Annotated in this window: 28 protein-coding genes; 13 read left to right on the top strand and 15 right to left on the bottom strand. The window is 69.4% G+C overall.

What is annotated here, in order from left to right; genetic code table 11:
• Window positions 1-198: 198 nt before the first annotated feature.
• Together LPC10_RS14325 and LPC10_RS14320 are read left to right on the top strand one after the other, a co-directional pair.
• Window positions 199-1989, top strand: coding sequence for an ABC transporter ATP-binding protein (locus LPC10_RS14325; protein WP_231342707.1), 1791 nt, complete (start codon window positions 199-201; stop codon window positions 1987-1989).
• 87 nt (window positions 1990-2076) lie between these two features.
• Entirely contained in the window at window positions 2077-3117 is a 1041-nt protein-coding gene (locus tag LPC10_RS14320) for an aldose epimerase family protein (RefSeq protein WP_231342706.1), read from the top strand.
• A gap of 238 nt (window positions 3118-3355) precedes the next feature.
• Here the strand turns inward: LPC10_RS14320 and LPC10_RS14315 are convergent, their stop codons facing one another.
• Window positions 3356-4807, bottom strand: a complete 1452-nt coding sequence (locus LPC10_RS14315; protein WP_231342705.1) for a diguanylate cyclase domain-containing protein — start codon at window positions 4805-4807, stop codon at window positions 3356-3358.
• 383 nt (window positions 4808-5190) lie between these two features.
• On the opposite strand from LPC10_RS14315, the gene LPC10_RS14310 reads away from it, so the two are divergent.
• Together LPC10_RS14310 and LPC10_RS14305 are read left to right on the top strand one after the other, a co-directional pair.
• Complete coding sequence (locus tag LPC10_RS14310) at window positions 5191-5751, top strand: GbsR/MarR family transcriptional regulator (protein ID WP_231342701.1); 561 nt, start codon at window positions 5191-5193, stop codon at window positions 5749-5751.
• 48 nt (window positions 5752-5799) lie between these two features.
• Complete coding sequence (locus LPC10_RS14305; protein WP_231342700.1) at window positions 5800-6492, top strand: DUF4166 domain-containing protein; 693 nt, start codon at window positions 5800-5802, stop codon at window positions 6490-6492.
• Window positions 6493-6495: 3 nt separating this feature from the next.
• Here the strand turns inward: LPC10_RS14305 and rsfS are convergent, their stop codons facing one another.
• The 4 genes from rsfS to proB all read right to left on the bottom strand — a co-directional run bounded on the left by rsfS (window position 6496) and on the right by proB (window position 10172).
• The gene (rsfS, locus tag LPC10_RS14300) at window positions 6496-6798 is read right to left on the bottom strand and encodes a ribosome silencing factor (protein WP_003600601.1); all 303 of its coding nucleotides are present in this window, start codon (window positions 6796-6798) and stop codon (window positions 6496-6498) included.
• Between the two features lie 186 nt (window positions 6799-6984).
• On the bottom strand, window positions 6985-7545 hold the full coding sequence (locus tag LPC10_RS14295; RefSeq protein WP_231347050.1) for a nicotinate-nucleotide adenylyltransferase: 561 nt from the start codon (window positions 7543-7545) through the stop codon (window positions 6985-6987).
• Between the two features lie 55 nt (window positions 7546-7600).
• A complete protein-coding gene (locus LPC10_RS14290; protein ID WP_231342696.1) occupies window positions 7601-8899 on the bottom strand; it encodes a glutamate-5-semialdehyde dehydrogenase in 1299 nt (432 codons plus the stop codon).
• Window positions 8900-9038: 139 nt separating this feature from the next.
• Window positions 9039-10172, bottom strand: a complete 1134-nt coding sequence (gene proB / locus LPC10_RS14285) for a glutamate 5-kinase (protein WP_231342679.1) — start codon at window positions 10170-10172, stop codon at window positions 9039-9041.
• A 355-nt stretch (window positions 10173-10527) separates the two neighbouring features.
• Between proB and LPC10_RS14280 the strand changes: the two genes are divergently transcribed.
• The gene (locus LPC10_RS14280) at window positions 10528-10905 is read left to right on the top strand and encodes a response regulator (RefSeq protein WP_231342663.1); all 378 of its coding nucleotides are present in this window, start codon (window positions 10528-10530) and stop codon (window positions 10903-10905) included.
• Window positions 10906-10941: 36 nt separating this feature from the next.
• On the opposite strand, the gene LPC10_RS14275 is transcribed toward LPC10_RS14280, so the two are convergent.
• The 3 genes from LPC10_RS14275 to ftsE all read right to left on the bottom strand — a co-directional run bounded on the left by LPC10_RS14275 (window position 10942) and on the right by ftsE (window position 13561).
• A complete protein-coding gene (locus LPC10_RS14275) occupies window positions 10942-11646 on the bottom strand; it encodes a YdcF family protein (protein ID WP_231342660.1) in 705 nt (234 codons plus the stop codon).
• 239 nt (window positions 11647-11885) lie between these two features.
• Complete coding sequence (locus tag LPC10_RS14270) at window positions 11886-12863, bottom strand: ABC transporter permease (protein ID WP_231342657.1); 978 nt, start codon at window positions 12861-12863, stop codon at window positions 11886-11888.
• Window positions 12860-13561, bottom strand: coding sequence for a cell division ATP-binding protein FtsE (ftsE, locus tag LPC10_RS14265; protein ID WP_231342653.1), 702 nt, complete (start codon window positions 13559-13561; stop codon window positions 12860-12862). The genes LPC10_RS14270 and ftsE overlap by 4 nt, the downstream gene beginning before the upstream one ends.
• A gap of 165 nt (window positions 13562-13726) precedes the next feature.
• Between ftsE and LPC10_RS14260 the strand changes: the two genes are divergently transcribed.
• Window positions 13727-14476: a zinc-ribbon domain-containing protein gene (locus LPC10_RS14260; RefSeq protein WP_231342652.1), complete on the top strand. Its 750-nt coding sequence runs from the start codon at window positions 13727-13729 to the stop codon at window positions 14474-14476.
• 116 nt (window positions 14477-14592) lie between these two features.
• Here the strand turns inward: LPC10_RS14260 and LPC10_RS25695 are convergent, their stop codons facing one another.
• On the bottom strand, window positions 14593-14814 hold the full coding sequence (locus LPC10_RS25695) for a type II toxin-antitoxin system RelE/ParE family toxin (RefSeq protein WP_370644492.1): 222 nt from the start codon (window positions 14812-14814) through the stop codon (window positions 14593-14595).
• A gap of 1 nt (window position 14815) precedes the next feature.
• Window positions 14816-15073, bottom strand: coding sequence for a type II toxin-antitoxin system ParD family antitoxin (locus LPC10_RS14250; protein ID WP_231342649.1), 258 nt, complete (start codon window positions 15071-15073; stop codon window positions 14816-14818).
• A 216-nt stretch (window positions 15074-15289) separates the two neighbouring features.
• Between LPC10_RS14250 and hpt the strand changes: the two genes are divergently transcribed.
• Window positions 15290-15859, top strand: a complete 570-nt coding sequence (gene hpt / locus LPC10_RS14245) for a hypoxanthine phosphoribosyltransferase (RefSeq protein WP_096485828.1) — start codon at window positions 15290-15292, stop codon at window positions 15857-15859.
• A 163-nt stretch (window positions 15860-16022) separates the two neighbouring features.
• Window positions 16023-16388 (top strand): response regulator, encoded by a 366-nt coding sequence (locus LPC10_RS14240; RefSeq protein WP_003600588.1) that lies wholly within the window; start codon window positions 16023-16025, stop codon window positions 16386-16388.
• A gap of 108 nt (window positions 16389-16496) precedes the next feature.
• On the opposite strand, the gene LPC10_RS14235 is transcribed toward LPC10_RS14240, so the two are convergent.
• Window positions 16497-17012, bottom strand: a complete 516-nt coding sequence (locus LPC10_RS14235; protein ID WP_231342648.1) for a TspO/MBR family protein — start codon at window positions 17010-17012, stop codon at window positions 16497-16499.
• A gap of 147 nt (window positions 17013-17159) precedes the next feature.
• On the opposite strand from LPC10_RS14235, the gene LPC10_RS14230 reads away from it, so the two are divergent.
• Window positions 17160-18377, top strand: a complete 1218-nt coding sequence (locus LPC10_RS14230; RefSeq protein ID WP_231342647.1) for a PLP-dependent aspartate aminotransferase family protein — start codon at window positions 17160-17162, stop codon at window positions 18375-18377.
• Window positions 18378-18482: 105 nt separating this feature from the next.
• Window positions 18483-18947: a hypothetical protein gene (locus LPC10_RS14225; protein ID WP_231342645.1), complete on the top strand. Its 465-nt coding sequence runs from the start codon at window positions 18483-18485 to the stop codon at window positions 18945-18947.
• A 48-nt stretch (window positions 18948-18995) separates the two neighbouring features.
• Here the strand turns inward: LPC10_RS14225 and mdoH are convergent, their stop codons facing one another.
• Complete coding sequence (gene mdoH / locus LPC10_RS14220; RefSeq protein WP_231342642.1) at window positions 18996-20930, bottom strand: glucans biosynthesis glucosyltransferase MdoH; 1935 nt, start codon at window positions 20928-20930, stop codon at window positions 18996-18998.
• A 34-nt stretch (window positions 20931-20964) separates the two neighbouring features.
• Here mdoH and LPC10_RS14215 point away from each other — a divergent pair, with 34 nt between their 5' ends.
• The 3 genes from LPC10_RS14215 to LPC10_RS14205 all read left to right on the top strand — a co-directional run bounded on the left by LPC10_RS14215 (window position 20965) and on the right by LPC10_RS14205 (window position 23650).
• Complete coding sequence (locus LPC10_RS14215; RefSeq protein WP_231342636.1) at window positions 20965-22644, top strand: glucan biosynthesis protein G; 1680 nt, start codon at window positions 20965-20967, stop codon at window positions 22642-22644.
• 81 nt (window positions 22645-22725) lie between these two features.
• Window positions 22726-23370: a PRC-barrel domain-containing protein gene (locus LPC10_RS14210; RefSeq protein ID WP_231342633.1), complete on the top strand. Its 645-nt coding sequence runs from the start codon at window positions 22726-22728 to the stop codon at window positions 23368-23370.
• A gap of 43 nt (window positions 23371-23413) precedes the next feature.
• Window positions 23414-23650, top strand: a complete 237-nt coding sequence (locus tag LPC10_RS14205; protein WP_231342630.1) for a hypothetical protein — start codon at window positions 23414-23416, stop codon at window positions 23648-23650.
• Window positions 23651-23781: 131 nt separating this feature from the next.
• On the opposite strand, the gene LPC10_RS14200 is transcribed toward LPC10_RS14205, so the two are convergent.
• From LPC10_RS14200 to LPC10_RS14190, 3 genes are read right to left on the bottom strand one after another with little or no spacing between them, the layout of a single operon-like run.
• Window positions 23782-24609 carry an extracellular solute-binding protein gene (locus LPC10_RS14200; protein WP_231342627.1) on the bottom strand — a complete coding sequence of 276 codons (828 nt, stop codon included), beginning with the start codon at window positions 24607-24609 and terminating at the stop codon, window positions 23782-23784.
• On the bottom strand, window positions 24582-25298 hold the full coding sequence (locus LPC10_RS14195) for a phosphate ABC transporter ATP-binding protein (RefSeq protein WP_231342622.1): 717 nt from the start codon (window positions 25296-25298) through the stop codon (window positions 24582-24584). The genes LPC10_RS14200 and LPC10_RS14195 overlap by 28 nt, the downstream gene beginning before the upstream one ends.
• Complete coding sequence (locus LPC10_RS14190; RefSeq protein WP_231342621.1) at window positions 25295-25990, bottom strand: ABC transporter permease; 696 nt, start codon at window positions 25988-25990, stop codon at window positions 25295-25297. The genes LPC10_RS14195 and LPC10_RS14190 overlap by 4 nt, the downstream gene beginning before the upstream one ends.
• Window positions 25991-26035 lie beyond the last annotated feature (45 nt).

Below are 26035 nucleotides of genomic sequence, written 5' to 3'. Positions count from 1 at the left end.
TGATGAACGGCGAGGTCCCAGGACCAGAAGCTGCGTGACGGGTCTTGTGATGGTGGGGCTGGAGGTGCTCGGCGCGGCCCGTCTCGGCACGGCGGCGAGCACGACGAGAAACAGCTCCGCTTGATCCGGAGCCTTCGCGGCGGCAAACACCGCGGGCCCCGGCGTTCCCATCGGGGTCAGCACAGATCACGGTACAGCATGGCGCGCCGGCCACTCCTGAGGGGTGACACCCTTCCCCTGCTCGGGCGGCTCTGGCGGGAATGGCTCTCGCCCCACCGGGCGACGCTGGCGGTGGTGCTCGTGCTCATCACCATCGTGGGCGCGGCGACTGGGCTCTATCCCGCCCTGATCAAGGCCGCCTTCGACGCCTTCGACCGCAAGGATATGGGGGCGCTGGCCTACGGCCCGCTCATCGTCATCGCCGTCACCTCGGCCCGCGGATTCGCCCTGTTCGGGCAGACGGTGCTGACCAACCGGGTCGTCACCCGCGTCGAGGCCGACATGCAGGCGGCGCTCTACGCCCACCTGATCGATGCCGACCTAGCCCAGCTCGGCCGCGAGAGCCCAGCCGCCTTCACCCAGCGCTTCACCACCGACTTCGCCTTCATCAAGGAGGCGCTGACCCGCATCTCGACGGTGCTGCTGCGCGACGTCGCCATGCTGGCCGCTTTGGTGATCGCGTTGATCTGGATGGACCCGCTGCTGACGCTCGCCGCCGCGGTTACGGCGCCGCTTGTCGCCGGGCCGGTCAACCGCATCGGAAAGCGGCTGCGGCAGGTCTCGACCACGACGCAGGAGCAGATGGGCGCCACCGCCAGCCTCATCACCGAGAGCCTGCAGGGGGCCCGCGTCGCCAAGACCTACGCGCTCGAAGGCTACCTCAAGGGCCGGGCGGCGCAGGCGCTCGACGAGGTGCGCCGCCTGAAGATGAAGGCGGCCAATGCCCGCGGCCGGCTCGATCCGCTGATGGAGGTCGGCGGCGGCCTCGCGGTGGCCGGCGTGCTGGTGCTGGTGGGCCAGCGGGTGATGTCGGGTGACCGCACGGTGGGTGACTTCACCGGCTACGTCGCCGCCCTGCTGCTGGCCGCTCAGCCAGCCCGTGCGCTCGGCACCCTCAACGCCATCCTGCAGGAGGCCGCCGCCGCGCTCTCTCGCTACTTCGCGCTGATGGACGAGCCCCCGACGATCCGCGAAGTTCCCTCCGCCCGGCCGCTAGCGGTGACGCGCGGCGAGATCCGATTCGAGGGCGTGCATTTCCGCTACCGGGCCGACGCCCCCGCCCTGGAGGGCATCGACCTCGTGGTGCCCGCGGGCTCGACCACGGCGCTCGTCGGGCGTTCGGGCTCGGGCAAATCCTCCCTGCTCAATCTCGTGCCGCGCCTTCAGGACGTGACGGCGGGCCGGGTCCTCATTGACGGCACCGATATCCGCGACGTGACGATCGCCTCGCTGCGCTCGGCCATCGCGGTGGTCTCGCAGGAAGTCGTGCTGTTCGACGACACCATCGCCGCCAATATTGGCTTTGGCCGCCCCGGTGCCTCGCAGGAGGAGATCGAGGCGGCGGCCGGCGCCGCGGCGGCACACGGCTTCATCACGCGGCTGAGCGAGGGCTACGCCTTCCGCGTCGGGCCGGGCGGCGGACGGCTCTCGGGGGGCGAGCGCCAGCGCATCTCGCTCGCCCGCGCCTTCCTCAAGAACGCGCCGATCCTGCTCCTCGACGAGGCGACCTCCGCCCTCGATTCCGAGTCCGAGCACCTTGTTCAGGAGGCGTTGGAGCGGCTGATGCGGGGGCGCACCACGCTGGTGATCGCCCATCGTCTCTCCACCGTGCGCGAGGCCGATCGCATCGCCGTGCTGGAGGCTGGTCGGGTGATCGAACTCGGCCGCCACGAAGAACTGGTCGCGGCGGGGGGCACCTACGCGCGGCTGCACCGGCTGCAATTGTCGGACGATACCGGAGTGCCGAAAGCCGAGACCACCCCGGCCTGAACGGCGTCTGCGCGCAGGAAGGCGCGAACGATCCTGCCACCATCCCCGCCTCTCGCGCGTCATTCCTCGGCAAGAGAGGGGGGACGGATGAGACCGGATACATTCGGGACGACGCGGGCGGGCGAGACCGTTACCCGGCACAACCTCGTCCGCGATGATCTGCGGGTTCAGGTGATCGATTATGGTGCGGTCGTCACCGCCATCAAGGTGCCGGACCGTGAGGGGCAATGGGCCAATGTGGTCCTCGCCCTCGGCACGGTGGAGGGCTACGAAACGGTAAGCCCGCATTTCGGGGCGATCGCAGGGCGCTATGCCAACCGCATCGCCAGAGGCCGCTTCACCCTCGACGGGACGACCTACGCGCTGCCGATCAACGAGCCGCCCAACACCATGCATGGCGGGCCAGAGGGTTTTTCCAGGCGCCTGTGGCGGGCAGCGGAGGCGGACGGGACGCGACTCGTGCTGCAGCGGCGCAGCCCCGACGGCGAGGAAGGTTTTCCAGGCACACTCGACGTGGAGGTTGTCTACAGCCTGCCCGAACCCGGCACTCTGCGCATCGATTACCGTGCCGTGACCGATCGGCCGACGGTCCTGAACCTCACCAATCACAGCTACTTCAACCTCGCCGGTGAAGGCATCGGCGACGTGATGGACCATGTCGTGCAGGTCTTCGCCGACACCTACGCCCCGACCGATGCGACGCAGATCCCGACCGGAGAGTTGGCGGCGGTCGCCGGTACGCCGTTCGATTTCCGCGAACCGATGCCGGTGGGCGCGCGCATCCGGCAAGGCCACGAGCAGATCGTCCTGGCCGGCGGCTACGACCACACCTTCGTCCTGCGCGGCCCGGCCGGCACCCTGCGCCCGGCGGCCACTTGCCTCTGCCCGGCGAGCGGGCGACGCCTCGCTATCGCCACGACGCAGCCGGCGCTTCAACTCTACAGCGGCAACAGCCTCGACGGCTCCCTGATCGGTCCCTCGGGGCGCACCTACCGTTCGGGGGACGGCGTCTGCTTCGAGACGCAAGGATTTCCCGACGCGCCGAACCATCCGAGCTTTCCGAGCACGGTTCTCAGGCCGGGTGAGACGTTCACGTCGAGCACGACCTACCGCTTTTCCGCGCTCTGATCGGCCGGAGAAAGCCTTTTGCCTCAGAGGTTTCGACCCCGGATTTGACTGCGCGAAGGCATTCGGAAGGTGGTGAGCGGGCCTGGACGTTGCACCCTTGCCCGGACGTTCCGCCTTCGACCCACCCTTTCTGCGGTCACTGCCGAGACCCGACCTCGGGAGCGGACGTACTCCTCGAAGACTTTCTGTCGGGGTGACCTCGCTTGCTCGTCACGGCCTCGTCATGGCGCGGGCACGCTCAGCCGGCCTGGCGGTGGTCCGTACCGACGGGGAAGGTTTGCGCCGTTCCCTTCCGGCTGCGCTTGGCGGCGTAGAGCGCAGCATCGGCCTGACGAAGGAGCACGTCACGGTCCTGCGCGGCCGCGCTCGACCACGCGATGCCAATCGTTCCCGTCACACGGGCGATGTGCCCCTGCTCGCCCGCAACGATCTCAAGGTCGTGCAGGAGGCGCCGCACCTTCCGGTCGACGCCCACACGATCGAGATCGGCGGACATCACAACCGCGAACTCGTCGCCCCCTAGCCGCGCCGGAAGACACCCGTCGTCGCAGGCGCCGCGCAACCGCTCGGCGACATGGCGCAACACGGTGTCGCCCGCAGCATGCCCAAGGACGTCGTTGACGCCCTTGAAGCCGTCGAGGTCGATTAGAAGCACGGCCACGTCGTCGTTGGCGGCGCGCGCCTCTCGCAGCCGCGCATCGAGAACGCGGTGAAATTCGGCTCGGTTGGCCAATTGGGTCAGATCGTCGGTGCGAGCTTGGTGGCGGAGGCGCTGCTCCAAGCCGTGCCGTTCGGTGATGTCCTGGATCAGACCGATGAGGGCGACCGGCTTGCCCTTGGATAGCTCGATCTCGCAGGAGCACCGCACACGCCGCGCACTACCTTTGGCGGTCACGAAGTCGGCGTCCATCTCGAACGGTTCGCCAGTGTCCATCGTGCGCCTCACGGCGGCGACGAACGCGGTGCGGTCGGGCTCGGGGAAATGGTTTGTGAGCCCCTCGCCTGGCACGCCGCCGCTGACGGGCCGCTCGTGGATGGCGAAAACGCCGTCCGACCAGGCCGTGGACTTCTTCTCGATGTCGTACCGGTACGAGCCCATATCGGCCATGCGCTCGGCCTGCTTGAACTGGCGACGTTCACGCTCGAGTCGCTCGACGGCCAGACGGTGCTCCTCGGCGACCTTGGCGGCGCGAAGGGCAAGAGCCCTGGCCTCGATCAGGGCTTCGGCGACGCAGGCCAACTCCTCGAGAACCGCCAAATCGTTCGGCGTCGGCTGACGTGGCTGCTCGTCGAGGACGCAGAGCGTGCCGATCGCCACACGATCCCCGTCGGGCTGCTGGATGCGAACCGGGACGCCCGCGTAGTAGCGGATGTTCGGTGCGCCCGTGACGAACGGGCTTTCGGCGAAGCGAGGGTCGAGGCGGGCGTCCGCCACGGTAAGCGGCGCCTCCGTCTCGACGACGACAGGGCAGAACGCCTGAGCTCGCGTCGTCTGCGGTGCCAGTGGGCCGCAGCGTGCCTTGAACCACTGCCGTTCAGGCGCGATCAGGGTGATCGAGGACATGCCGGTGCCGAGCACGCGTTGTGCGAGCTTGGCCAGCACATCGAACTCGCGCTCAGGCGGCGTGTCGAGGAGGGCGATCTCGGCCAATGCTTTTTGCCGGAGCGCCTCTCGCAAGTTGTCCGACACGTGCCGCCCCCAACCCTCACGTGGCCTCTTTGAGGCCAAGATGCGATGATCGCTGTAGGACAGATGGATTTAATCGAACGTAACGTCGTCTGATGGTCCATCCGCCTGTCAATTTAAAATGCGCGATGGCTGTGGTTCCCATGGTGATGCGAGCGTCCGCATTCGCTTCACCTTTACGTGGAACAGGCAGACGGTATTACACCTCATGCGGTGGCGGGGTCTGTGTCTCCGACTGCCTTCAATCCAACGCTCGCAGTGTCCCCCTGAAGGGTCGCGCACTTTCTTTCGCCCAGACGAGGCGATCCGGATTTGCGGATTCAGCATCCGAGCTTTCACGGACGGGACGGCTTGACATCCATCTCGTTTGGTCTGAAATTTCTGTCATGACAGAAATTTCAGACCAGGCGCAAAAGCTCGCACCGGCGGTGGAGCGTTTCATTCTGCACTGGGGCGATCTCGGCGGACAGTGGGGCGTGAACCGCTCGGTCGCGCAGATCCATGCCCTGCTCTACCTGTCCGACAGGCCGCTCGCCGCGGAGGACATTGCCGGCACGCTCGGCATCGCCCGATCGAACGTCTCGAATTCGCTGAAGGAGCTCGCGGCCTGGAACCTGATCCGGCGAGTGCCGGTGATGGGCGAGCGGCGCGACTTCTTCGTCGCCGAGACCGACTTGTGGGAGATGGTCACCCGCATCGCCGCCGGCCGCAAGGAACGGGAGATCGACCCCGCGCTCAAGGCCCTGCGCGAATGCGTGGCCGAGGCCGAGGGGGATCCGCGGGTCGGGGCCGTGGCCTCCCGGCGTCTCAAGGCGATGCTCGATTTCACCCAGACCCTCGACGGCTGGTACGCGCAGATGCTGAGCGTGCCCCACAACACCCTGGCCAAGCTGATCCGGCTCGGCGGGCGGATCGTCCGCTACCTGCCGGTGAAGTCCGAGCCCTGACCCGCCGACGAATTCGCCCTCGGCGAGGATGTTTGAGGAGGCTCTTCGATGCGCAACGCCGCCGAGATGGCCGTTCCGGTCAGCGCTCCGGGTCGACCGGCCGAGCTGTTCGACCTGCGCTTCCGCGCCCTCGTCCCGGAGGCTGATTGGGCGCAATTGCCGCCGGCCGTGCGGCGGCGCTTCACCAAGCGGCTCGGTGCCGGCGAAAGTGCGGTCTATGCCGGGCGGGTGGTCGCGACCGATTTGACCGCTCTCGGCTGGCTATTGGCGCAGTGCTTGCGCCTCGTCGGCGCGCCGCTGCCGACCACCCGCATCGCCGACGTTCCGAGCGTGGTCGCCGTCACTGGGGACGGCGCCGGCTCCGGCCAGATCTGGACGCGGCTCTACGCCCGCGGCTCCGGCTTTCCGCAGGCGATCCACTCGGCCAAGCGCTTTCGGGGGCCGACCGGGCTGGAAGAGCGGGTCAGTGCCGGGCTCGGCATGAGCCTGAGGGTTCTGGTGGAGGATCGGGCGCTCGTCTTCCGCAGCGAGCGCTACTTCGTCGACCTGCCGGGCTTCCGCCTGATGCTGCCGTCCTGGCTCACGCCGGGCATCCTCACCGTCAGCCACAGCGAGACCGGCAGCCGCAGCTTCCGCTTCGTGCTGGAAATCCGCCACGCTTGGGCAGGCCGCCTGCTACGCCAGGAGGCGGAGTTCACCGATCAGACCGAGGCACGCGACGCGGTCGCCGCGATGCCGTGAGCTTCAGCCTGCGAGAAGGGCGCCCGACGGACGGTCGGCGCCCCAGATCTTCTCGAGGTTGTAGAAGCCGCGCACCTCGGGCCGGAAGATGTGGACGAGGATGTCCCCCGCATCGATCAGCACCCAGTCGCAGGCCGGCATGCCTTCGACACGGGCATTGCCGAACCCCTTCGCCTTCATCTCCTGGATGATCTTGTCGGCGATCGAGCCGACATGGCGCTGGGAGCGGCCGGATGCGATGATCATCGTGTCGGCGAGCGACGTCTTGCCCGCGAGGTCGATCTCGACGGTTTCCTCGGCCTTCATCTCGTCGAGGCATCCGAGGGCCAGGGCCTTCAGGGCGTCGGAGGAGGCGGACTCGGTGTCGGAGCCGGCGGCTCCCGGCTGAAGGTGTGCGGACAGGGTTTCGTTTCCCGGCAATCGGTTTGTGGCGACGCCGCCACGCGCTGAAATTGGCGGCTTTCGGCCGGCTTTTCAAGCGGGCGTAACGCCCTACGCACCCGTCCGCAACGCAGTCGAGGACAGTTCGGAGCGCGGACCGTGCAGGAAGGTCCAAGCCGGCGGCCGGCGTCCGGCGAGCGTCACCGCTTCGCTCTCCGGAATTCGCGCCGCCGCGAAGGCCCGTGCCGCCCGCGCCGCCGGAGCCTTCAGGGTGTGACCCGGCCGGTCGATCACCGCGACAGGCATCAGCGCCAGGATCTCCTCGAAGCGGCGCCAGCGATGGAGCGAGCCGAGCGAATCCGCCCCCATGATCCACACGAAATGGACGGCTGGCCGGCGTCGGACGAGCCAGCGCAGGGTGTCGGCGGTGTAGCGGCTGCCGATCCCCGCCTCGAAGCCGGTGACGGCGATGCGCGGAACGGCGGCGAGCGCCCGTGCCTGCGCCACGCGCTCCTCCAGCGGCGCGAGCAGGCCGTGATCCTTCAGCGGATTTCCGGGCGTGACGAGCCACCAGACCCGGTCGAGCCGCAGCCGCCGCAGGGCGGTGCGGCTGACATGCAGGTGCCCTGCATGCGCCGGGTTGAACGAGCCGCCGTAGAGGCCGATCCGCAGGCCGGGCGCGGCCGGCGGAAGTGCGAGTTCGCGCAGGGGAGCCGCCGTCAGCCCGTCACGGCCGTGTCTGGCCGCTGCCGTGGACTCGGTACTTGAAGGTGGTGAGCTGCTCGACGCCGACCGGTCCGCGGGCGTGCATCCGGCCCGTGGCGATGCCGATCTCGGCGCCGAAGCCGAACTCGCCGCCATCGGCGAACTGCGTTGAGGCGTTGTGGGTCACGATCGCCGAATCGACCTCGTTGAGGAAGCGCGCGGCGGCCTCGGTGTCGTCGGTGATGATCGCGTCGGTGTGGTGCGAGCCGTTGGCCTCGATATGGGCAATCGCGGCGTCGAGCCCATCGACCACCTTAGCCGAGATGATCGCGTCGAGATACTCGGTCCGCCAATCCGCCTCGTCGGCGGGGGTCACTCGCGGATCGACCTGTTGCGTCTCCGCGTCGCCGCGCACGGCGCAGCCGGCTTCGAGCAAAGCCTCGACCAGCGGCTTGAGATGGGTCTTGGCCACCCCCGCATCGACCAGCAGCGTCTCGGCGGCGCCACAGATACCGGTGCGGCGCATCTTGCTGTTGAGCAGGATGGTGCGGGCCATGCCGAGATCGGCGCCCTCGGCCACGTAGACGTGGCAGATGCCGTCGAGATGGGCGAAGACCGGCACCTTGGCCTCGGCCTGGACCCGCTCCACGAGGCTGCGCCCGCCCCGGGGCACGATTACGTCGACGCAGCCGCCGAGACCGGTGAGCATCAGGCCGACCGCGGCGCGATCGCGGGTCGGCACGAGCTGGATCGCGTCCGCCGGCAGACCCGCGCGGGCGAGGCCCTCGCTCATCGCCGCGGCGATGGCGGTCGCGGTGCGGTGGGAATCCGAGCCCGCGCGCAGGATCGCGGCATTGCCGGCCTTGAGGCAGAGTGCGCCGGCATCGGCCGTCACGTTGGGTCGGCTCTCGAAGATGACGCCGACGACGCCGAGCGGCACCGAGATGCGCTCGATCAGCAGGCCGTTCGGCCGCTCGAAGGCGGCGAGCTGGCGCCCGACCGGATCGGGCAGACCCGCGACCTTCTCCACCGCCTCGGCGATGGCCGCGACCCGGCCCTCGTCCAGGGTCAGCCGGTCGATGATCGCCTTCGTCTGTCCGGCGGCCTGCGCGGCGGAGACATCCCGCGCATTCTCGCGCAGGATCGTCGGGGCGCTCGCCCGGATCTGTTCGGCGATGGCCCGCAGCGCCAAATCCTTGGTCTGTGCCGGGGCGAGCGCCATCGCCCGGCCGGCGGCGCGCGCGCGCTTGCCGATGCCGGCCATCAGCGTATCGAGGTCGTCGGAATCCGCGAAACCGGACTTGAGATTCAGGACAGGCACGTTCCTGCTTCCTGTCTGCCGCCGATCCGGCGGCGCGATGGGGCATTTGAGTGCATATGCACCCTCCCGCGCCCATTTGCACATCGCCTTGGGGTTGAACAAGCGTCGATGTTAACTTGATCGATGGGAACAGGCCGCGTCAGGTTCCGATCATCGCGAGATCGTCGCGGTGGATCATCTCCGTGCGTCCGGCCTGAACCGACGCGGCGGCGATCTCGCGGCTGGAGCGACCGATGATCGCGGCTGCATCCGCGCTGTCGTAGGCGACGAGGCCTCGCCCCAGGATCCGTCCCTCCGGCCCTCGGATCAGCACGGTGTCACCCTTAGCGAAGCTGCCCTCGATGGCGGTGACGCCCACCGGGAGAAGGCTCGCCCCGCCCGCGAGCGCGCGGGCGGCGCCGGCATCGATGACCAGGGTCCCGGAGGCTTCCAGTGAACCGGCGATCCAGGTCTTGCGCGCGGCGGTAGGGGTCGAGCCCGACAGGAACCATGTGCAGCGCCCGCCTTCGCGGACGACGCGCAGCGGGTTCTTTCCGCGGCCGTCGGCGATGACCATGTGGGTGCCACCGCTCGCGGCGATCTTCGCGGCCTCGACCTTGGTGCGCATGCCGCCGCGGGATAGTTCGGAGGCGGGGCCACCGGCCATCGCCTCGATCTCCGGCGTCACCCGCTCGACCACCGGAAGGTGGCGCGCCTGCGGATCGCTGTGGGGCGGTGCGGTGTAGAGGCCGTCGATGTCGGAGAACAGCACCAGCACGTCGGCGCCGATCATGGTGGCGACGCGCGCCGCCAGCCGGTCGTTGTCGCCGTAGCGGATCTCGGCGGTGGCCACCGTGTCGTTCTCGTTGACGACCGGCACCGCCCGCACTTCCAGCAGTTTCTGCACGGTCGCGCGGGCGTTGAGGTAGCGGCGGCGCTCCTCGGTGTCCTTCGGCGTCACCAGCACTTGTCCCGCCACGATGTCGTGGTGGCCGAGCGCCTCGGTCCAGTAGCGGGCGAGCGCGATCTGCCCGACCGCCGCCGAGGCCTGGCTCTCCTCCAGGCGCAGCGCTCCGGGCGGAAGCCCCAGGACCGTGCGCCCGAGGGCGATCGCACCGGAGGAGACGACCACCACATCGACGCCACGACCGTGCAGATCGGCAATGTCTTCGGCGAGTGCGGCGAGCCACGCGTGGCGCAGGCGCCCGCGCGCACGATCCACGAGGAGAGCCGAGCCCACCTTCACGACGACGCGGCGGAAATCTTCGAGTGCGGGCGGGCGGACCAGAGTCATGCGACAGTTGGGACAAAGGCGAGGCGGACAGGAGACGACCGGCCTCCTGTGCATGAACCGCCCCGTCTTGGCCAGATCCTTGGCCAGATCCTCGATGCTTGAGCGTCCCTCACAAGCCTCTCGCCGAACCGCTTTCGCCAGAGCAGGAAGAGTCGGCGTCAGGGGTCTCGTGCGGCACTCGAAGGGGACCTGCCCCGACCCGCACACATGCGAACTCTGCGCGCCGACTGCGCGGACCGATGGTGTGCACGAGATAGCCAGCTACCCCTCTCGCCGGCAATTGATTGGCCCTGCCGAAAAATCGCGCCCATGCAGGAATGCCCGCACCGAGCGGCATCGGATCCCAGGGAGTGCCATGGTGTCGGACAGGGATCTCCTTGGCCGCAGCGTCCTGATCGCCGAGGACGATTACTTCTGGGCCGACGAGCTTCGTAGTGGTTTGCGGAGCGCCGGGGCGATCGTCCTCGGCCCGTTCGCGACCGTCGGGGCCGCCCTGATGCTCGTCGAATCGGCGGCGATCGTGGATGGCGCGATCCTCAACATCGATCTCCGTGGGGAGCGCTCCTACGCCGTCGCCGACCGACTGATCGCCCAGGCCGTGCCCCTGCTGATCGTCACCGGGTACGATGAAGCCGCGTTGCCCGCGCGTTATGCCGGCGTGCGGCGGCTCGAGAAGCCGGTCTGCGTCAGGACCGTGTTGGAGGGGATGCTCTCGCTTCTACGGGCCGTGTGACCGATGCATCGAGCGGGCCCGACGAATGCCTCGCGATCAGTTCGTCTCGCGCAGGAGCCGCTCCGCGACGACCTTGACCGGCGGGCGGCGGCCAATCAGCACCGCGAAGCGCGACTGCTCCGGGTCCGACTCCACCTGGGTGCGGGCCCAGGCGACAAGAAACTTGAGATACTCGGCCCCGAGCAGGCGCGTGACCGACGGATCCGCCCACCACCGCCCGAGATCGAGCCCGTCGGCAACGACGGGATAGGGGATCAGCGTCTCGCCGTCGCGCAGGGCATGCCGCAATTCCACGAGCGTGCGGGGCATGTGGTAGCTCGACGTCACGACCGCGACGGTCTCGAACCGGTGGCGCCGCATCCAGCGCCTCGTCTCGATGGCGTTGCCGATGGTGTTGCGGGCCCGGTAATCGAGATCGACGCAGCAGGTGATCCACTGCTCCTGGGACGGGTTGAGCCGGACGATCTCGTCGCGGGTCGTGCGCTCATTGACGCCGGAGATCAGCAACCGCCGTCCATGGCCGGCCGCGAGCAGGTCGATGGCGTCGCCGACGCGCTGCGAACCCCCGGTCATGGCGACGATGCCGTCGACGCCGTCCAGGCTCGGCCGTTCAGCCTGCTCGACCACCGTGACGAAAGCAAGAAAGCCGCCGACCAGCGCCAGCATGCCGAGGACCGCGAGGCCGGCGGCGATCCGAAGGAGGCGGATGCCGCGCCGGAAAGACGCGCGCTCCCTAGTCATCCGGACAGCGGGGGTCTGTGGCACTTCCTGGTCCGACAGCGTCGCCCAGGGCCATCCGAACGCCTCGCAAGCGGAATCGGAGGCGGAGCGGATCGGGAGCCGGCCGGGGCCGCTCGCCTGTCGGCGTGGCGCTCTCGGAAACATCTCGGACGAAACAGGGACTCATGACGATGGCGGTGAAAGGACTCTCGGTTCCGAATGGTTGTCGAAAGGTTAACAGGTCGATCCCGCTCCGAATCCTACCGGAGGAAGCGGCGCACCGTGAACCGCGACACCGCCGCCGTGACGAGCGAGGCGATCACGCCGATGAGCACGATGACCGCATAGCCCTGCCAGCCGATCTGGAACGTCCCGAACAGCGCCGCGATCTCCTCGCCTGCCGGCCCTGAGCGCCACATCCGGGCGACGAGGCCGGCCAAAGCACAGGTCAGCAGCGCGGCGCCGGCCCCCAGCGCCCCTCCCCTCAGCCCGAGGCGGAAGAAGCGGCTTTGAAACGCCTTGGCGATGTAGTCGTCGTCGGCGCCCACGAAATGCAGCACCTCCACCACCTCTCGGTTGCCCGCCATGGCGCCGCGGGTCGCGAAGACCACGGCGAGACCGGTGGCGAACAGCACCAGGAGGACGATGCCGATGCCGATGCCGGCGAAGGTGTTGGCCATGGTCGAGAGACGCTGGAGCCATAGGGCATGGTCGTCGAGGCTCGCGACACCCGGCAGCGCAGTGGTGAGGGCGGTGCGCAGGGCGGACAGGTCGGCCGCGCGGTCGTTCGCGAGCGTCAGCGCGATCAGGCGCGGAACCGGCAGGTCCGACAGGTCGAGGCCGCTGCCGAGCCAGGGTTCGAGCAATCGCTCCGATTCCGCCTTGGTGAAGATGCGCGCGCCGGCGATGCCGGGTGCGGCCCGCGCGAGGCTCTCCGCCTGCCGCACATCAGCCTCGATGTCGCGCCCGGCGCTCGGGCGGACCTGCACCGTCACTTCCTGCGCGACGCTGCCCTGCCACTGGCCGGCGCTGGAGACGGCGATCTCCGCCGCACCGGCGCAGAGCGCGGCGAGGAAGGTGAGAATGGCGATGACGGCCGCCAGCGCCCGGCTCGCCGCGGAATCGGTGGGCACCAGCGGGGCGTTGCGGCGAAGGTTGGCCGGAAGCACCGGCTCCGGGGCAGACGCCGCCCGAGCCGGGCCGGCATCACTTCGCGAGGGGGTGCGCACGTCGCTCATGGCCCCTCCACCCGCAGGCGGCCCTCGGCCAGCACCATGCGGCGCGCCTCGACGAGATCCATCAGTCCGTAATCGTGGGTGGCGATCACCACCGAGGTGCCGAGTCGGTTCAACTCCATGAACAGCCGCAGCAGGCGCCGGGCGAGGCTCGGATCGACATTGCCCGTGGGCTCGTCGGCGAGCAGCAGTTCCGGCCGCGCGATCAGCGCCCGCGCGATCGCCGCGCGCTGCTTCTCGCCGCCCGATAGCAGCGGCGGCAGGACGTGCATGCGCTCGCCCAGGCCGACCCAGCGCAGCAGTTCGACGACCTCCGCCCGGTAGCTCGCCTCCGACCGCTCCTGCACGCGCAGGGGCAGCGCCACGTTCTCGTAGGTCGTGAGGTGATCGAGCAGGCGGAAATCCTGGAACACCACGCCCATGCGGCGGCGCAGGCCTGTGAGCGCATCGTTCGAGATGCCGCTCACTTCCCTGCCGAAGATCGAGACGAGGCCGCGGGTGGGGCGCACCGAGAGCAGGATCAGGCGCAGCAGCGTCGTCTTGCCGGCCCCCGAGGGTCCGGTGAGGAATTGGAACGAGTGCGGTGCGATCTCGAAGCTGACATCCGACAGCACCTCCGGGCCGAGACCGTAGCGCATGCCGACGCTCTCGAACCGGACGACGGGCTCCTCCGCGCCGGACAGGAGGCTGCCCGTTTTCACTCCAGCCGACAACGCCCGCTCACTCCACGCTCTGTGCCCGACACAGGACTCCTGTGCCGTACTCAACTTCACGACCGGTTAACCACACTCGGGGACAACGTTTGTGTCCTTTTCGAGAGCGCGGCAACCCGCTGCCGGGACCTGACACCGACGCGGCCCATCGTCATGTTGATCGTCTGCCCGGCCTGCGCCAGCGAGTATCGCATCGATGCCGAGCGCGTCGGAACCAGCGGGCGTTCGGTGCGCTGCGCGGCCTGCCGTGAGACCTGGTTCATCTCGGCCGACGAGGTCGTCGCCGCCATGTTCGACGAGATGGCGGCCGAGGACGAGCCCGCTCCGCCTCCGCCGCCGGACTCCGCGCCAGCCGCCGAGGCACCCTTCGAGGAACCCGTGCGGCGTCCGCGTCCGGCGGCGGCGAAGGGGGGGCGGCGCGGCAAGCCGAAAGCCAAGGCTCGCCGGCTCTCACCGGCGCTGGCCGCCTGCTTCGTCCTGGCCGCCGCCCTGCCGCTGACACTCCTCGGCCGTGCCACCGTCGTGCGGGCGATGCCGCAGACCGCCGGGCTGTTCGCCCGCGTCGGCCTGCCGGTGAATCTGCGCGGCATCGATCTCACCGACGTTGCCGCCTTCCAGGTGCCGGCCGAGGGAGCCAACCCCGCGCGGCTCATCGTGGAGGGCGACCTCGTCTCCGTCGGCCGGGAGCGCGTCGCCGTTCCGCTGATCGAGGTCGAGGTGCGCGACGCCGCGGGACATCCGCTCTACCACTGGAGTGTGACGGGGCCGCGCTCCGCGCTGGAGCCCGGCGAGCGGGCGCGGTTCAAGGCGAGCCTCTCCGCCCCGCCCGAGAAGGGACGTCAGATCGAGGTGCGGTTCGCGGACAAGCCCATTGGCGAGGGCACGGGACCGGGCGAAAATTGATCGGCGCGGGTTGCGACCCTCATCGTCGCCGTCCGGCGAACGCCCCGATCGAGCGCTTCGAAATCTCGGCCGCCGTAGAAGACGTTGACGCTCCGCATCCGGTCGGGCTCGCCTCGTTAGGCGATGACGGCCGAAGGCTCGAATGGCACCGTGCGTCGGCCGGGCTCGAGATCGTCGCGAGGAGGACCGCCATGGGGCGCGTCGCCGATCCGGACGCGCCGCTCTCTGATCCGGTGCACGAATCCTTGCGCGATCGGCAGATTCTGGCTCAGACGCAGCACCGTACGGAAGATGTCGGTCAGGCCGGCCACCGCGTCGGGGCTGAATGCGACGCGCAACCTACGCCCGATCGGATCCCTGTTCAGCCTCGGCGTTCTCGAAGCTGAGCACTGGCCGCGGATCATCCAGCGAACGGCGGATGAGGGCACGGAGGACGTTGAGGCGCTCGGCGTCCTCCCAGCGCTGCCGCTGCCAGGGCCGTACGGCGTCGCGCAGGACTTCGCTGGTCGAGGCGGACTCGCCGGCCGCGACGCTCTCGCGCACCGCCCGAAGCTGCTCGAGCGTCATGGTGATGCTGATCTTCTCCGCCGATTGCATGTTTGAGTCCCCGACTGCGACGGCAGACGGACTCGTATAAAGAAGCCGACCTGACGTCTTCGGATGCTGCCGCCTCTTGCTCGCCGATATCAACGACTGTCTCCGCCCGGTCGGTCTGCAACGCTGGCGGAGGCGGCCGCGCATGATATGGTGGGGAGCGGGACGGCCGAGGGCGGCCCGTGCCGTCGAGAAGCCAGCGACAACAGCAAGAGCCGCATGAGCACCGCATCGAAACGCGTCCGCGTCCTGTTCGACGAGGCGGCGATCGCCAAGCGCAACGAGGAGTTGGCGGCCGAGATCGTCGCGGCCAAGCCCGAGAATCTGCTCGTCGTCGCCGTGCTCAAGGGCAGCTTCATGTTCGCCGCGGACCTGTTGCGCGCGCTGCATCGGGCCGGGCTCTCGCCGCAGGTCGAATTCGTGCATCTGTCGAGCTACCGCACCTCCACCGTCTCCTCCGGGCAGGTGGAGATCCTGCGCGACGTCCAGAGCGAGGTGCGCGGGCGGGACGTGCTGCTGATCGACGACATTCTCGAATCCGGCCGCACCGTCGTTTTCGCCAAGGATCTGCTGATGGCGCGCGGGGCCAAGCGTGTCCTCACCGCCGTTCTCTTGGAAAAACCCGGCAAGCGTGCGGTGACGATCGACGCCGATTTCGTCGGCTTTACTTGCCCGGATGTGTTCGTGGTCGGCTACGGCATGGATGCGGCCCATGCATTCCGCCAGCTCCCCTTTGTCGGCCTCGTCGATTACGACAGCAGCGACGCGGATTTGTTCGGCGGCACCTGACCCGGGGGCCTGTCCGGCAAATTCCTGATAATTCTGCGACACTTGCCCGAAATTGCCTGCGGAGGGAACTCTGTCGGCGCAGACGGCTTGACAGGCCACGCTTCCGAGCCGTCACTCGGGCGCAGCGATCCACATCGTAAGGACTGGTAGAGGACGCCCGACCATGGCGCGCATCCTGCTCGTGGATGACGAGGATACGGTTCGCGGCTTCCTCAAGCGCGGGCTGGAGCTGGACGGTCACACCGTCGTCACGGCCATCGACGGCAGTGACGGCCTCGACCGTCTGTCGGAGGCCGGCGGCGGCTTCGACCTGATGCTGACCGACATCCGCATGCCGCTGATGGACGGCATCGCGCTCTCGCTCGCGGCCAAGCGCGACTATCCCGACCTGACGATCCTGCTGATGACCGGTTTCGCCGACCAGCGTGAGCGCGCCCGCGGCCTCGACGCCATCGTCACCGACGTGTTGACCAAGCCCTTCTCGCTCGCCGATCTGCGCTCGACGGTGACGCGGGCTCTGGCGGCGTGACGCCGCTCCCAAAACCGGTTGATCCCTTCGGGACGGCGGATTCGGACTTCACCAAGGGCCGCGCGGGCTGAGCGATACGGCCCCCGCTTTGATCAAGCGGCGACCGTATCAATTCATCTGCCAGATCGTGCCGTTGAGCAGACAGGCGAACGCCACCCAGGCGGCGTAGGGCACGAGCAGCCACGCGGCCGGTCGGTCGAAGCGCCAGGACAGGCGGATCGTCCATAGGATCATGATCAGCATGGCGAGCGCGACGATCAGCGCGAGGCCGAGCTGGTGGGCGGCGAAGAAGACCGGCGTCCAGGCAGCGTTGAGCGCGAGTTGGGCGGTGAAGGCGGCCAGTGCCAGCCACCACGCCTTACGAGCCGGACCGGGTACCGGGCGGGCGCCGAGCAGCCGCCAGAGCGAGATCGCGATCAGCGTGTATAGGAGGGTCCAGGCCAGCGGAAACACCCAGTTCGGTGGGTTGAAAGCCGGCTTGCGGATTGTCGTGTACCATTCCTCGATGTTGGAGCCTGTGGACAGCGTGCCCACCGCCGTCACCAGGGCGACCGGAAGGATCGCGGCGGCGAGACGCGGGATCGGCGGCAGGGCCGGCCGTTCGGGAATGTCCAGGGCGCTCATGCGCTGCGCAAAGCTCCGTCGCTCATCGTCACGCCTTGCCCGCTCCGGCGGATTCGCTCAAGCCCGCCCTGGAGGCATCGTCCTCTTCCGAAAGTCGGCGGCCACCTTTCGAGACGATGCTCTGGCCGATCCTGAGCGAGAGAACCCATGAGCCGGTCCAACGCGCCTCACGGCGATTCCGATGCAACCGCACCGCACGGGCTCTCGCCGGAGGCCTGGAGCCCCCGCACGCTGGCGGCCCAGGCGCTCGGCCGGATCGATCCGGTGACGCGGGCGGTGGTGCCGCCGCTCCACCTCTCGACCACCTACCTGCGCGATCCCGACAACGCCTATCGCTCCGGGTTCGCCTACGCCCGCCCCGACAACGCCACGACACGGGAGGCGGAGGCGGTCATCGCCGCGCTGGAACAGGCTGAGGCGGGGGCGCTGCTGTTCGGCTCCGGCATGGCGGCCGCGGCGGCCGTATTCTGTGCCCTGGAGCGGGGCGACCACGTGATCGCGCCCGAGGTGATGTACTGGGGCCTGCGCCGCTGGCTGCGGCAGGAGGCGCCGCGCCTCGATCTCGCGGTCGATTTCGTTCCAATGCAGGATCCGGAGGCCGTGCGCGCCGCGATCCGGCCGGGCCAAACCCGGCTCGTCTGGATCGAGACGCCGGGCAACCCGCTCTGCACGATCACCGACATCGCTCGCGTCGCGGAGATCGCTCACGCGGCCGGCGCCCGCGTCGCCGTCGATTCGACAGCCGCGAGCCCGATCCACACCCGGCCGCTGACGCTGGGAGCCGACATCGTGATGCACTCGGCCACCAAGATCCTGAATGGCCATTCCGATGTCGTCGCCGGGGTTCTGGCCGGCGCGCGCGCGGATGCGTTCTGGGAGCGCCTCACCGCGATCCGTGGGGGGTGGGGCGCGATCCTCGGACCGTTCGAGGCCTACCTGCTGATGCGGGGTCTGCGCACCCTGCCCCTGCGCGCCACCGCTCAGAGCGCCGGGGCGATGCGCCTCGCGCAGCGTCTGTCGGCGCATCTGCTTGTGAGCGCGGTGCTCTATCCCGGCCTGCCCGATCATCCCGGCCACGCCGTCGCCGCGCGGCAGATGGAGGGCGGCTTCGGCTACATGCTCTCGATCCGCGTCGCCGGCGGCGAAGCAGCGGCAATCGACACCGCCGCGCGGGTGGCGCTGTGGAAGCGGGCCACCTCTCTCGGCGGTGTGGAGAGCCTCATCGAGCACCGCGCTTCGGTGGAGGGACCGGGCACCCCCTGCCCGCCCGACCTGCTGCGCCTTTCCACCGGCATTGAAGATCCGGACGACCTGTTTCGCGATCTCGACGCTGCGCTGACCGGCGCGCACGGCGCGGCGGGCTGAGGCCGGTGAACGGAAGCCCTCTGGAAATTTGTGGAGGGCGTTCGTGCGGTTGCGGCTTTCGTGCGTTGTCGCGACGACGAGCCCCGAGCCGGGAGGCGAACCGCCATGACGAACTGTAAGCCGATCCTTCTCGCCGCCCTTGCGCTCGGCCTCGTCTCCGGGACCGTGCGGGCTGCGGACGGGCCACCGGTGCTCGATGTCGAGGCGACCTGCAAATCCGCCGAGCGAGTGCAGAAAACGCTCAGCGACAATGCGAGCAAGGATGCCTGCCTCAACTCGGAGCGCAGTGCCGAGACCGATCTGAAGAAGCGTTGGGGCCAGTTTCCGGCCTCGGCCAAGTCGCAGTGCACGCAGCAATTTCAGGCCGGCGGGTTTCCGTCTTACGTGGAACTGTTGACCTGCCTCGAACTGGCGAGCGGGGCGGTGCCGACGCAGCCGGGCATGGATCAGCCGGCCAGGTCCGATGTCGGCGGCGGACGGAGCGGCGGCCGGAAGGAGGGCAGCACCCTCACCCGCGAGCCTGCCCCGACGCAGCGCACCAACCCGATCGAGGTTCTGGAAAACAAGTGACCCTCGCCGCCTCCGGTCGAGCGGACCGAGAGAGGCGGAGCGGGCGGCTCAGCGCAGTGTCGACGCGCCGGCCTCGTCGATCGAGACCGGCAGCCAGGGGGGCGTCGTGCCGGCCAAAGCGGCCGGTTCGGTCCCGGCGGTGCGGCTGTGGTGCAGTTCGAGCAGTTCCGGCGCCGGGCGCGTGTCGTCTTCCGTCAGGAACAGGCCGCGCGCCTTCGAGCCCAGGCCGAGGCGGGTGCTGCTGGTGAGCACGCTCTGTGCCGGGCTTGTCAGGAGGGCGACGGCGACCGGTGCCATCCACAGGGCAAGCCAGGGACTGCCGGAAAAGGCGAGCAGCACCGCCAACGCCCCGCCTGCCGCGACCGCGTCGCTCTGAAGGCGGAACGCCTCGCTCCATGGCACGGAGCGGTCGTCGCGGGACTGCGCGTCCCAACGCACCACCCGGCCGACCAGGGTCGTCATCACGGCGCCCGCCGCGAAAAGCGCCATCACCGGCCAGAGCAGGACCCAGATTGCCTGTTCGAGTGCGGCGCTCACGAGCAGCGAGCGGGTGCCGCCGAAATCGGCCCGGCGCTGGGGCGAGGCCAGCACGTAGCCAAGGCTGAGAAGCTTGGGCAGCGCCATGATCGCGATGACGAGGGCAGCGAGTGACCAAGCCGCCACGTTGCCGCCGTCGATCCCATAGCCGATCAGCCCGAGTTCGCCGGAGCGCGCCGCTTCCCACGTGCCGAGGCCGAGGAAAGCGATCCAGAGCGGATAGACGCAGTAGCCGAGGATGCCGACGCCGAGATGCCAGCGGCTCGCACCGAGCAGCCCCTTCATCGGCAGCACGCGGATGTGCTGCAGGTTGCCCTGGCACCAGCGCCGCTCGCGTCCGAGCAGGTCGATCAGGTTGGTCGGCATCTCCTCCCAGGTACCGCCCATGTCCGGCAGAAGGCGGACCTCCCAGCCGGCCCGGCGCAGGAGGGCGCCCTCGACGATGTCGTGGCAGAGAATCTCGCCGCCGAGTGGCGGCCGGCCGGAGAGCACCGGAAGCTCGGCGTTGTTGGCGAACGCCTCGATCCGCAGGATCGCGTTGTGCCCCCAATAGGACCCGTCCGGCCCCTGCCACGTCTCCAGGCAGCGCAGGGACAGCGGCGCGTAGAGGCGCACGGCGAATTGCTGGATGCGGGCGAACAGGGTGTCGCGGCCGGCCGCATACGAGACGGTCTGGATCAGGCTGGTGCGCGGGTTCTCTTCCATCAGCCGGGCCAGTCGGCGCATGGCGGCGCCGGTCATCAGGCTGTCGGCGTCGAGCACGATCATGAAGTCGTATTCGGGCCCGTAGGTCTGGCAGAACTCGGCGATGTTGCCCGCCTTGCGGCCTGTGTTCTCGGTCCGGCGGCGATAGCGGATGCGCGGCATGCCGCGGCCCTCGCGCTCGGCCCAGGCCTGGATGCGGGCGAATTCGTGCTCCTCGACCGCGCTGATCGCCCCCTCGCGGGTGTCCGACAGAACGAAGATGTCGATGTCCGAGCCGTCGCCGCCCTCGCGCTGGAGCGAGCGGGCCATGACCCGGATCGCCGCGAACACCGCGATCGGGTCCTCGGCGTGGATCGCCACCACCGCCGCCGTGCGGCTGAGACCCGTGGGACGGGTGGAGATGGTCGCGGCGCGCCGCTCGAGCGGCGAGAGCGCGCGGTTGCCCATCAGCGCGGCGATGAGCCCGTAGAGATACTGCCAGGCCGTGAAGGATTGCCAAGCCATCAGCACCACGAAGAGGCCGAGCACGGTGCGGCCGAGCCACGTCTCCGGCAGGCCGTAGGCGGCGAGCGCCAGGGCGGCGATGGCGGCGGCGGTGGCGAGCGTCGGCCCGGCCAGGGCGAGGCGGCGCAACCGGAAAGAGGTCGGCCGCGGTGCGGGGCCCGCACCCCTCGGGTGGGTTTCACCCCCGGCCCCCGTCTCGACGGAGCGTTCCGCCTGCGGCAAGTCTGGGCTGGACATGATCGACGTCGACACTCGCGGGAGGGATGAACGGATGGCTGGACCGTCGGACGCTGGCAACGCGGCGCCCGAGGAAAGAGGCGTTTCGCGGCGCGCCATCGTGCGTGGCGCTACTCGGTTTGCTCTTGCCGGTTCGGCCGGCTTGAGCGTTTCTGGCCTTCTCGACCTGAATGCCGCCAGAACGATGGCTCAAACGTTGGAAAGCGCTTCGCCTCAGGGGACTTCCGAGCCGCGTCCGGTCACCTTCGACGCCCTGGTGCAGCGGGCCGAGCGGCTGGCAGCAGAGCCCTACCGCGCCCTGAGCAGCGATCTGCCGCAGGAGCTCGCCGCGCTCGACTACGACGCCTTCCAGGCGATCCGCTTCCGGCCCGAGGCGACGGTCCGGCTCGGGCCCCGCTTCTCGCTTCAGCCGTTCCACCGCGGAAACCTGCATGCGAAGCGGGTCGAGATCGTCCTGCAATCACCCGACGGCGTGCGCCCCTTCGCCTACGATCCCGACCTGTTCGATCTCGGGCCCGCGCTGAAGGGCCGCCGCTACCCGGCCTCGCTCGGCTATGCCGGCTTCCGCATCGCCTTCAGCTTCGACGCGGGCCGACCAAAGGACCAGGAAGAGTTTCTCGTCTTCCTCGGCGCCTCCTATTTCCGTATCCGCGGCCGGGACCAGGTCTACGGCCTCTCGGCCCGCGGCGTTGCCGTGAACACCGGATTGCCGCAGGGGGAAGAGTTTCCGGACTTCACGCACTTCTGGATCGAGGAACCGCAGGGTGATGCGGCCTCGATCACGATCCTCGCGCTTCTCGATGGGCCGAGCCTGACCGGGGCCTACCGCTTTGCCATTACGCCGGGCGAGCCCTCGACGGCCGCGATCGAGACCGCTCTATTCCCGCGCCGCGCCATCGCGGCGCTCGGGCTCGCGCCGCTCACGAGCATGTTCCTGTTCGGCGAGAACGGGCCGGGCGTACGCGGCGCCGAGCCCTTCGACGATTTCCGTCCGCAGGTGCATGATTCGGACGGGCTCGTCGTACAGACGCCGGGAGACCGGCTGTGGCGGCCCCTCGTCAACGGTCGGTCCGCGCCGCAGATCTCCTCGTTCCACGTGAGCCCGCTTGAAGGATTTGGGCTTCTGCAGCGGGAGCGCCGCTTCCAGACCTATCTCGACGTGCAGGCACGCCACGAGGACCGGCCGGGTCTGTGGGTGACGCCCAACGGCGACGGCTTCGGCGTCGGTTCGGTACAGCTGTTCGAGATCCCTTCGCGCACCGAGGCGACCGACAACATCGTCGCCGCCTTCGTGCCGGAGGCGCCCATCGCGGCGGGCAAGCCGCTGCGGCTCGCCTACGGCCTTGCCACGGTCGGCGTCGAACCGGCAGCCGCCCTCGCGCCGCCGCTCGCTCGCGTTGTCTCGACCCGCGTCGGCTCGGCCGAACGCCTGCGCCCGACCAATCCGCCCTCACCGCAGCGGCGCCTCTACGTCATCGACTTCGAGGGGCCGGACCTGCCCGACGACCCGAAGGCGGCCATCGACGTGGCGCTCTCGGCGAGCGCCGGCGCGCTGGTCGAGCCCTATGCCGAGCGAGTGCCGCAGACCGGCGGCTGGCGCCTCTATGCCGAGTTCCGGCCGCCGGAGAAATGGCCGGCGGGTGACGTGGTGCTGCGAGCGCGACTTTCGCACGCCGGACGGGTCATCACCGAGACGTGGGACGCCGTAGCTTGAGACCGGGCCTGAGACCGGTGAACTGTGCGGCCTTTGAAACCGTTATCGGGGGCAACGTCACATCCGAACCCGGAGCCAGGGATGCGTCCCCACCTGTCCAGCGTCCCGCTCTCCGCGCTGGCCGCCCTCGCCCTTCATCTCGCGCTAGCCCCCGCCCCGGCTCTTGCCGAGGCGGCGCCGGGCTCGTCGGCTTCGCCGCGCTTCATCGAGCAGCCCGGGCCCGGCACGCTGCGCGGCTCCAAGGTGATCGGCGTCAGCGTGGTCGGGGCGGATCATGTCCGCGTCGGCAAGATCGAGGATGTGCTCGTGGACGGTGCCGGCCGCATCGAGGCGGTGGTGATCGGGGTCGGCGGTTTCCTCGGAGTAGGCGAGAAATACGTCGCGGTGCCCTTCGATCAGCTCACCTGGAACTTCGAGGATGTTTCGCTCACTTCCGGCGCGAACTCCGTCGTGACGCCCGCCAACGCGCCGAGCGAGAAGGCCGCCGACAAGGCGACCCCGGAGAAGATGCCGGGTTCGCAGGTTTCCCCCGAAGTGCTGGGCGCCGTTCAGAACCAGCATAGCGGCCGTGTCACCGAGTCGACCGGCTCGGTCGAACCTCAGAAACCGCCCGCAAAACCCGCGACGGTGCTCGCGGGCCACGACCTGATTCACGCCGAGGTTCGCTTGACCAAGGCGCAGCTCAACGATGCGCCGGCCTTCGAGTTCGAGCGGGCCAAGCGCTGACCCTCCCGGCACCGAAGCGGCCTGACCTCGGAGTTCGCGTAGCATGAGACACGCCGCCCTCACTCTCATCGTCTGGCTTGCCGGCCTCCAGGCCTCGCTCGCGCAGGCGACGAACCCGGCTCCCCCGATCCCCGAGTCGGGCCCATCCGGCTCCAGCTCGGGGCCGGCGACCGCCGCGGCGACGGACTTCAACTGGGTCTGGGTGAGCGTGCTGATCGCGCTGGCGGTGCTGGCCGTGTGGATGTTCGTTCGCAGCCGCCAGTCCGGGCCACCGCGGTAGACGGTCCTCGGCCATCTCGATCCACTCCCCGTCATCGCGGGCGTCGGCGAAGTGATCAAGGACGCGACCGCTCCGGACAAGGCGGCGTCCCGGATTGCTTCGGCTCCGCCTCGCAATGACGAGACCTGTCGTCAGCCCTTCTTCGCGCTCGGGAAGAACAGCGGTTCGCCGTTGATCTTGTAATCGGCAATGGCCTTCTGGCCCTCGGGCGAGACCAGCCAGTCGATGAAGGCCTGGCCCTCCTTCACCTTCACGGTCGGGTACTTGTCCGGGTTCACCAGCATCACGCCGTAGGGGTTGAACAGGCGCTTGTCGCCCTCGACCAGGATGGTCAGGTCGCCCCGGTTCTTGAACGAGAGCCAAGTGCCGCGATCGGCCAGGATATAGGCGCCGAGCGACGAGGCGGTGTTGAGCGCTGGGCCCATGCCCTGGCCGACGTCGCGATACCAGTCGCCGCGCGCGGCCGCGAGATCGATCCCGGCCTCCTTCCAGCTCCGCAGCTCGGCGCTGTGCGTGCCCGAGCGGTCGCCCCGCGAGACGAACGGCGCCTTCGCCGCGGCGATCTTCCGGAAGGCTTCGTCCACGCCCTTGCCGCGGATGCCGGCCGGGTCGTCCTTCGGGCCGATCAGCACGAAGTCGTTGTACATCACGTCCTGCCGCGCCTTGGCGAAGCCTTCCGTGACGAACTTGTCCTCGGCCGGGCGGTCGTGGACGAGCACGACGTCGGCATCGCCCCGGCGAGCGGCATCGAGAGCCTGGCCGGTGCCGAGCGCGACCACCTTCACCTCGATGCCGGTCTTCTGCTTGAATAGCGGCAGGATGTGCTTGAACAGGCCCGATTGCTCGGTCGACGTCGTGGAGGCGACGACGATCGAAGAGGGCTCGGCCGAGAGCGGCGAGGCCGCCCCGAGGGCGGTCAGCAGCGAGAGGGTCAGGAAGCCGCGGCGAAGGAAGTCCAAGGCAGTTCTCCGGTCAGATAGGCCCGCGCCTCGTTGGTGCGGGGTGAAAAGAGGACGGATCGGGTCGGGCCCCGCTCGACGGCGCGGCCGCCTGCCAGCACGATGGTTTCATCGGCCAGCCGGGCGACCTGCCCGAGATTGTGCGAGACGAGGAGCACGGCGGTGCCGGCCCGCGCCATCTCGGCGATCAGGCTCTCGATGGTCTCGGTCGCGGCCGGATCGAGGCTCGCGGTCGGCTCATCGAGGAGGAGAAGCTCGGGCCGCATCGCCCAGGCGCGGGCCAGCACGAGACGCTGCTGCTCGCCGCCGGAGAAACGTGTCGCGGCATCCTCCGCCCGCTCCGACAGGCCGACGCGGGCCAGCGCCGCCGCGATCCGCTCGGCGCGCTCGCGGCGGGACAGCTTCAGGGGGATCAGCCCCAAATCGACGTTGGCGGCGGCGCTGGCGCGCACCAGGGCCGGGCGCTGGAAGACGAAGGCGCGGCGACCGGGCGCGAGACGCACTGTCCCGGAATCGGGCTGCAGCAGGCCGTCGATCACTCGCAGCGTCACGCTCTTGCCCGCGCCGTTGGGGCCGATCAGAGCCGTGACGACGGGCGCGGCGACGTCGAGGCTGAGCCGGTCGAGGATCGGGCGGCCGCCGAGCGTCAGGCTGACGCCGTCGAGATGGATGGCGGGGGCGGCGCTCATCCGTAGGCCTTCACGGCATGGCCGCGCAGGAGCGCGGCGGCGGCGTTCACGGCGAGCACGAGGCCCATCAGCACGGCGCCGAGCGCCAGGGCGAGGCTGAGATCGCCCTTCTGCGTCTCGAGTGAGATCGCCGTGGTCATGGTGCGGGTATGCCCGTCGATGTTGCCGCCGACGACGAGCACCGCGCCGATCTCCGAGATCGCCCGGCCGAAGGCGGCGAGCGCCGCGGTGAACAGCGAGAAGCGGGCGTCGTAGATCAGCACCCCGGCCCGACGCTGCGCGGAAAGGCGCAGCGAGCGCAACTGTTCGCCGAGATGCGCCTCCGCGTCGGCGATGACCTGCCGTGTCAGCGCGGCCACGAGGGGCGTGGCCAGCACGGCCTGCGCCGCGACCATGGCGGTGGGGGTGAACAGCAGCCCGAGCGAACCGAGCGGGCCGGAGCGCGACAGGGCGAGATAGAGAATCAGCCCGACGATTACCGGCGGCAGGCCCATGAAGGTGTTGAGCAACCCGACCAGGGCATCGCGGCCCGGAAAGCGCAGGACGGCGATCAGGCTCCCGAGCGGAACGCCGAGCAGAAGCCCGATGCCGACGGCCGTGAGGCTGACGCGCAGCGACAGCCACGCGATCGCCAGCACGTCCCGGTCCAGCGTCCACAGGCGGTCGAAGGTCTCTTGGAGGGTTTCGCTCAAGCGACGGACTCGCGGGGCTGCGCGGGACAAGCGGGGATGATACGC

It is taken from the genome of Methylorubrum sp. B1-46, from assembly GCF_021117295.1.
Lineage (GTDB): Bacteria > Pseudomonadota > Alphaproteobacteria > Rhizobiales > Beijerinckiaceae > Methylobacterium.
The sequence above is the reverse complement of the archived record's forward strand: the minus strand, read 5'-3'. Positions and strand labels throughout refer to the sequence as shown.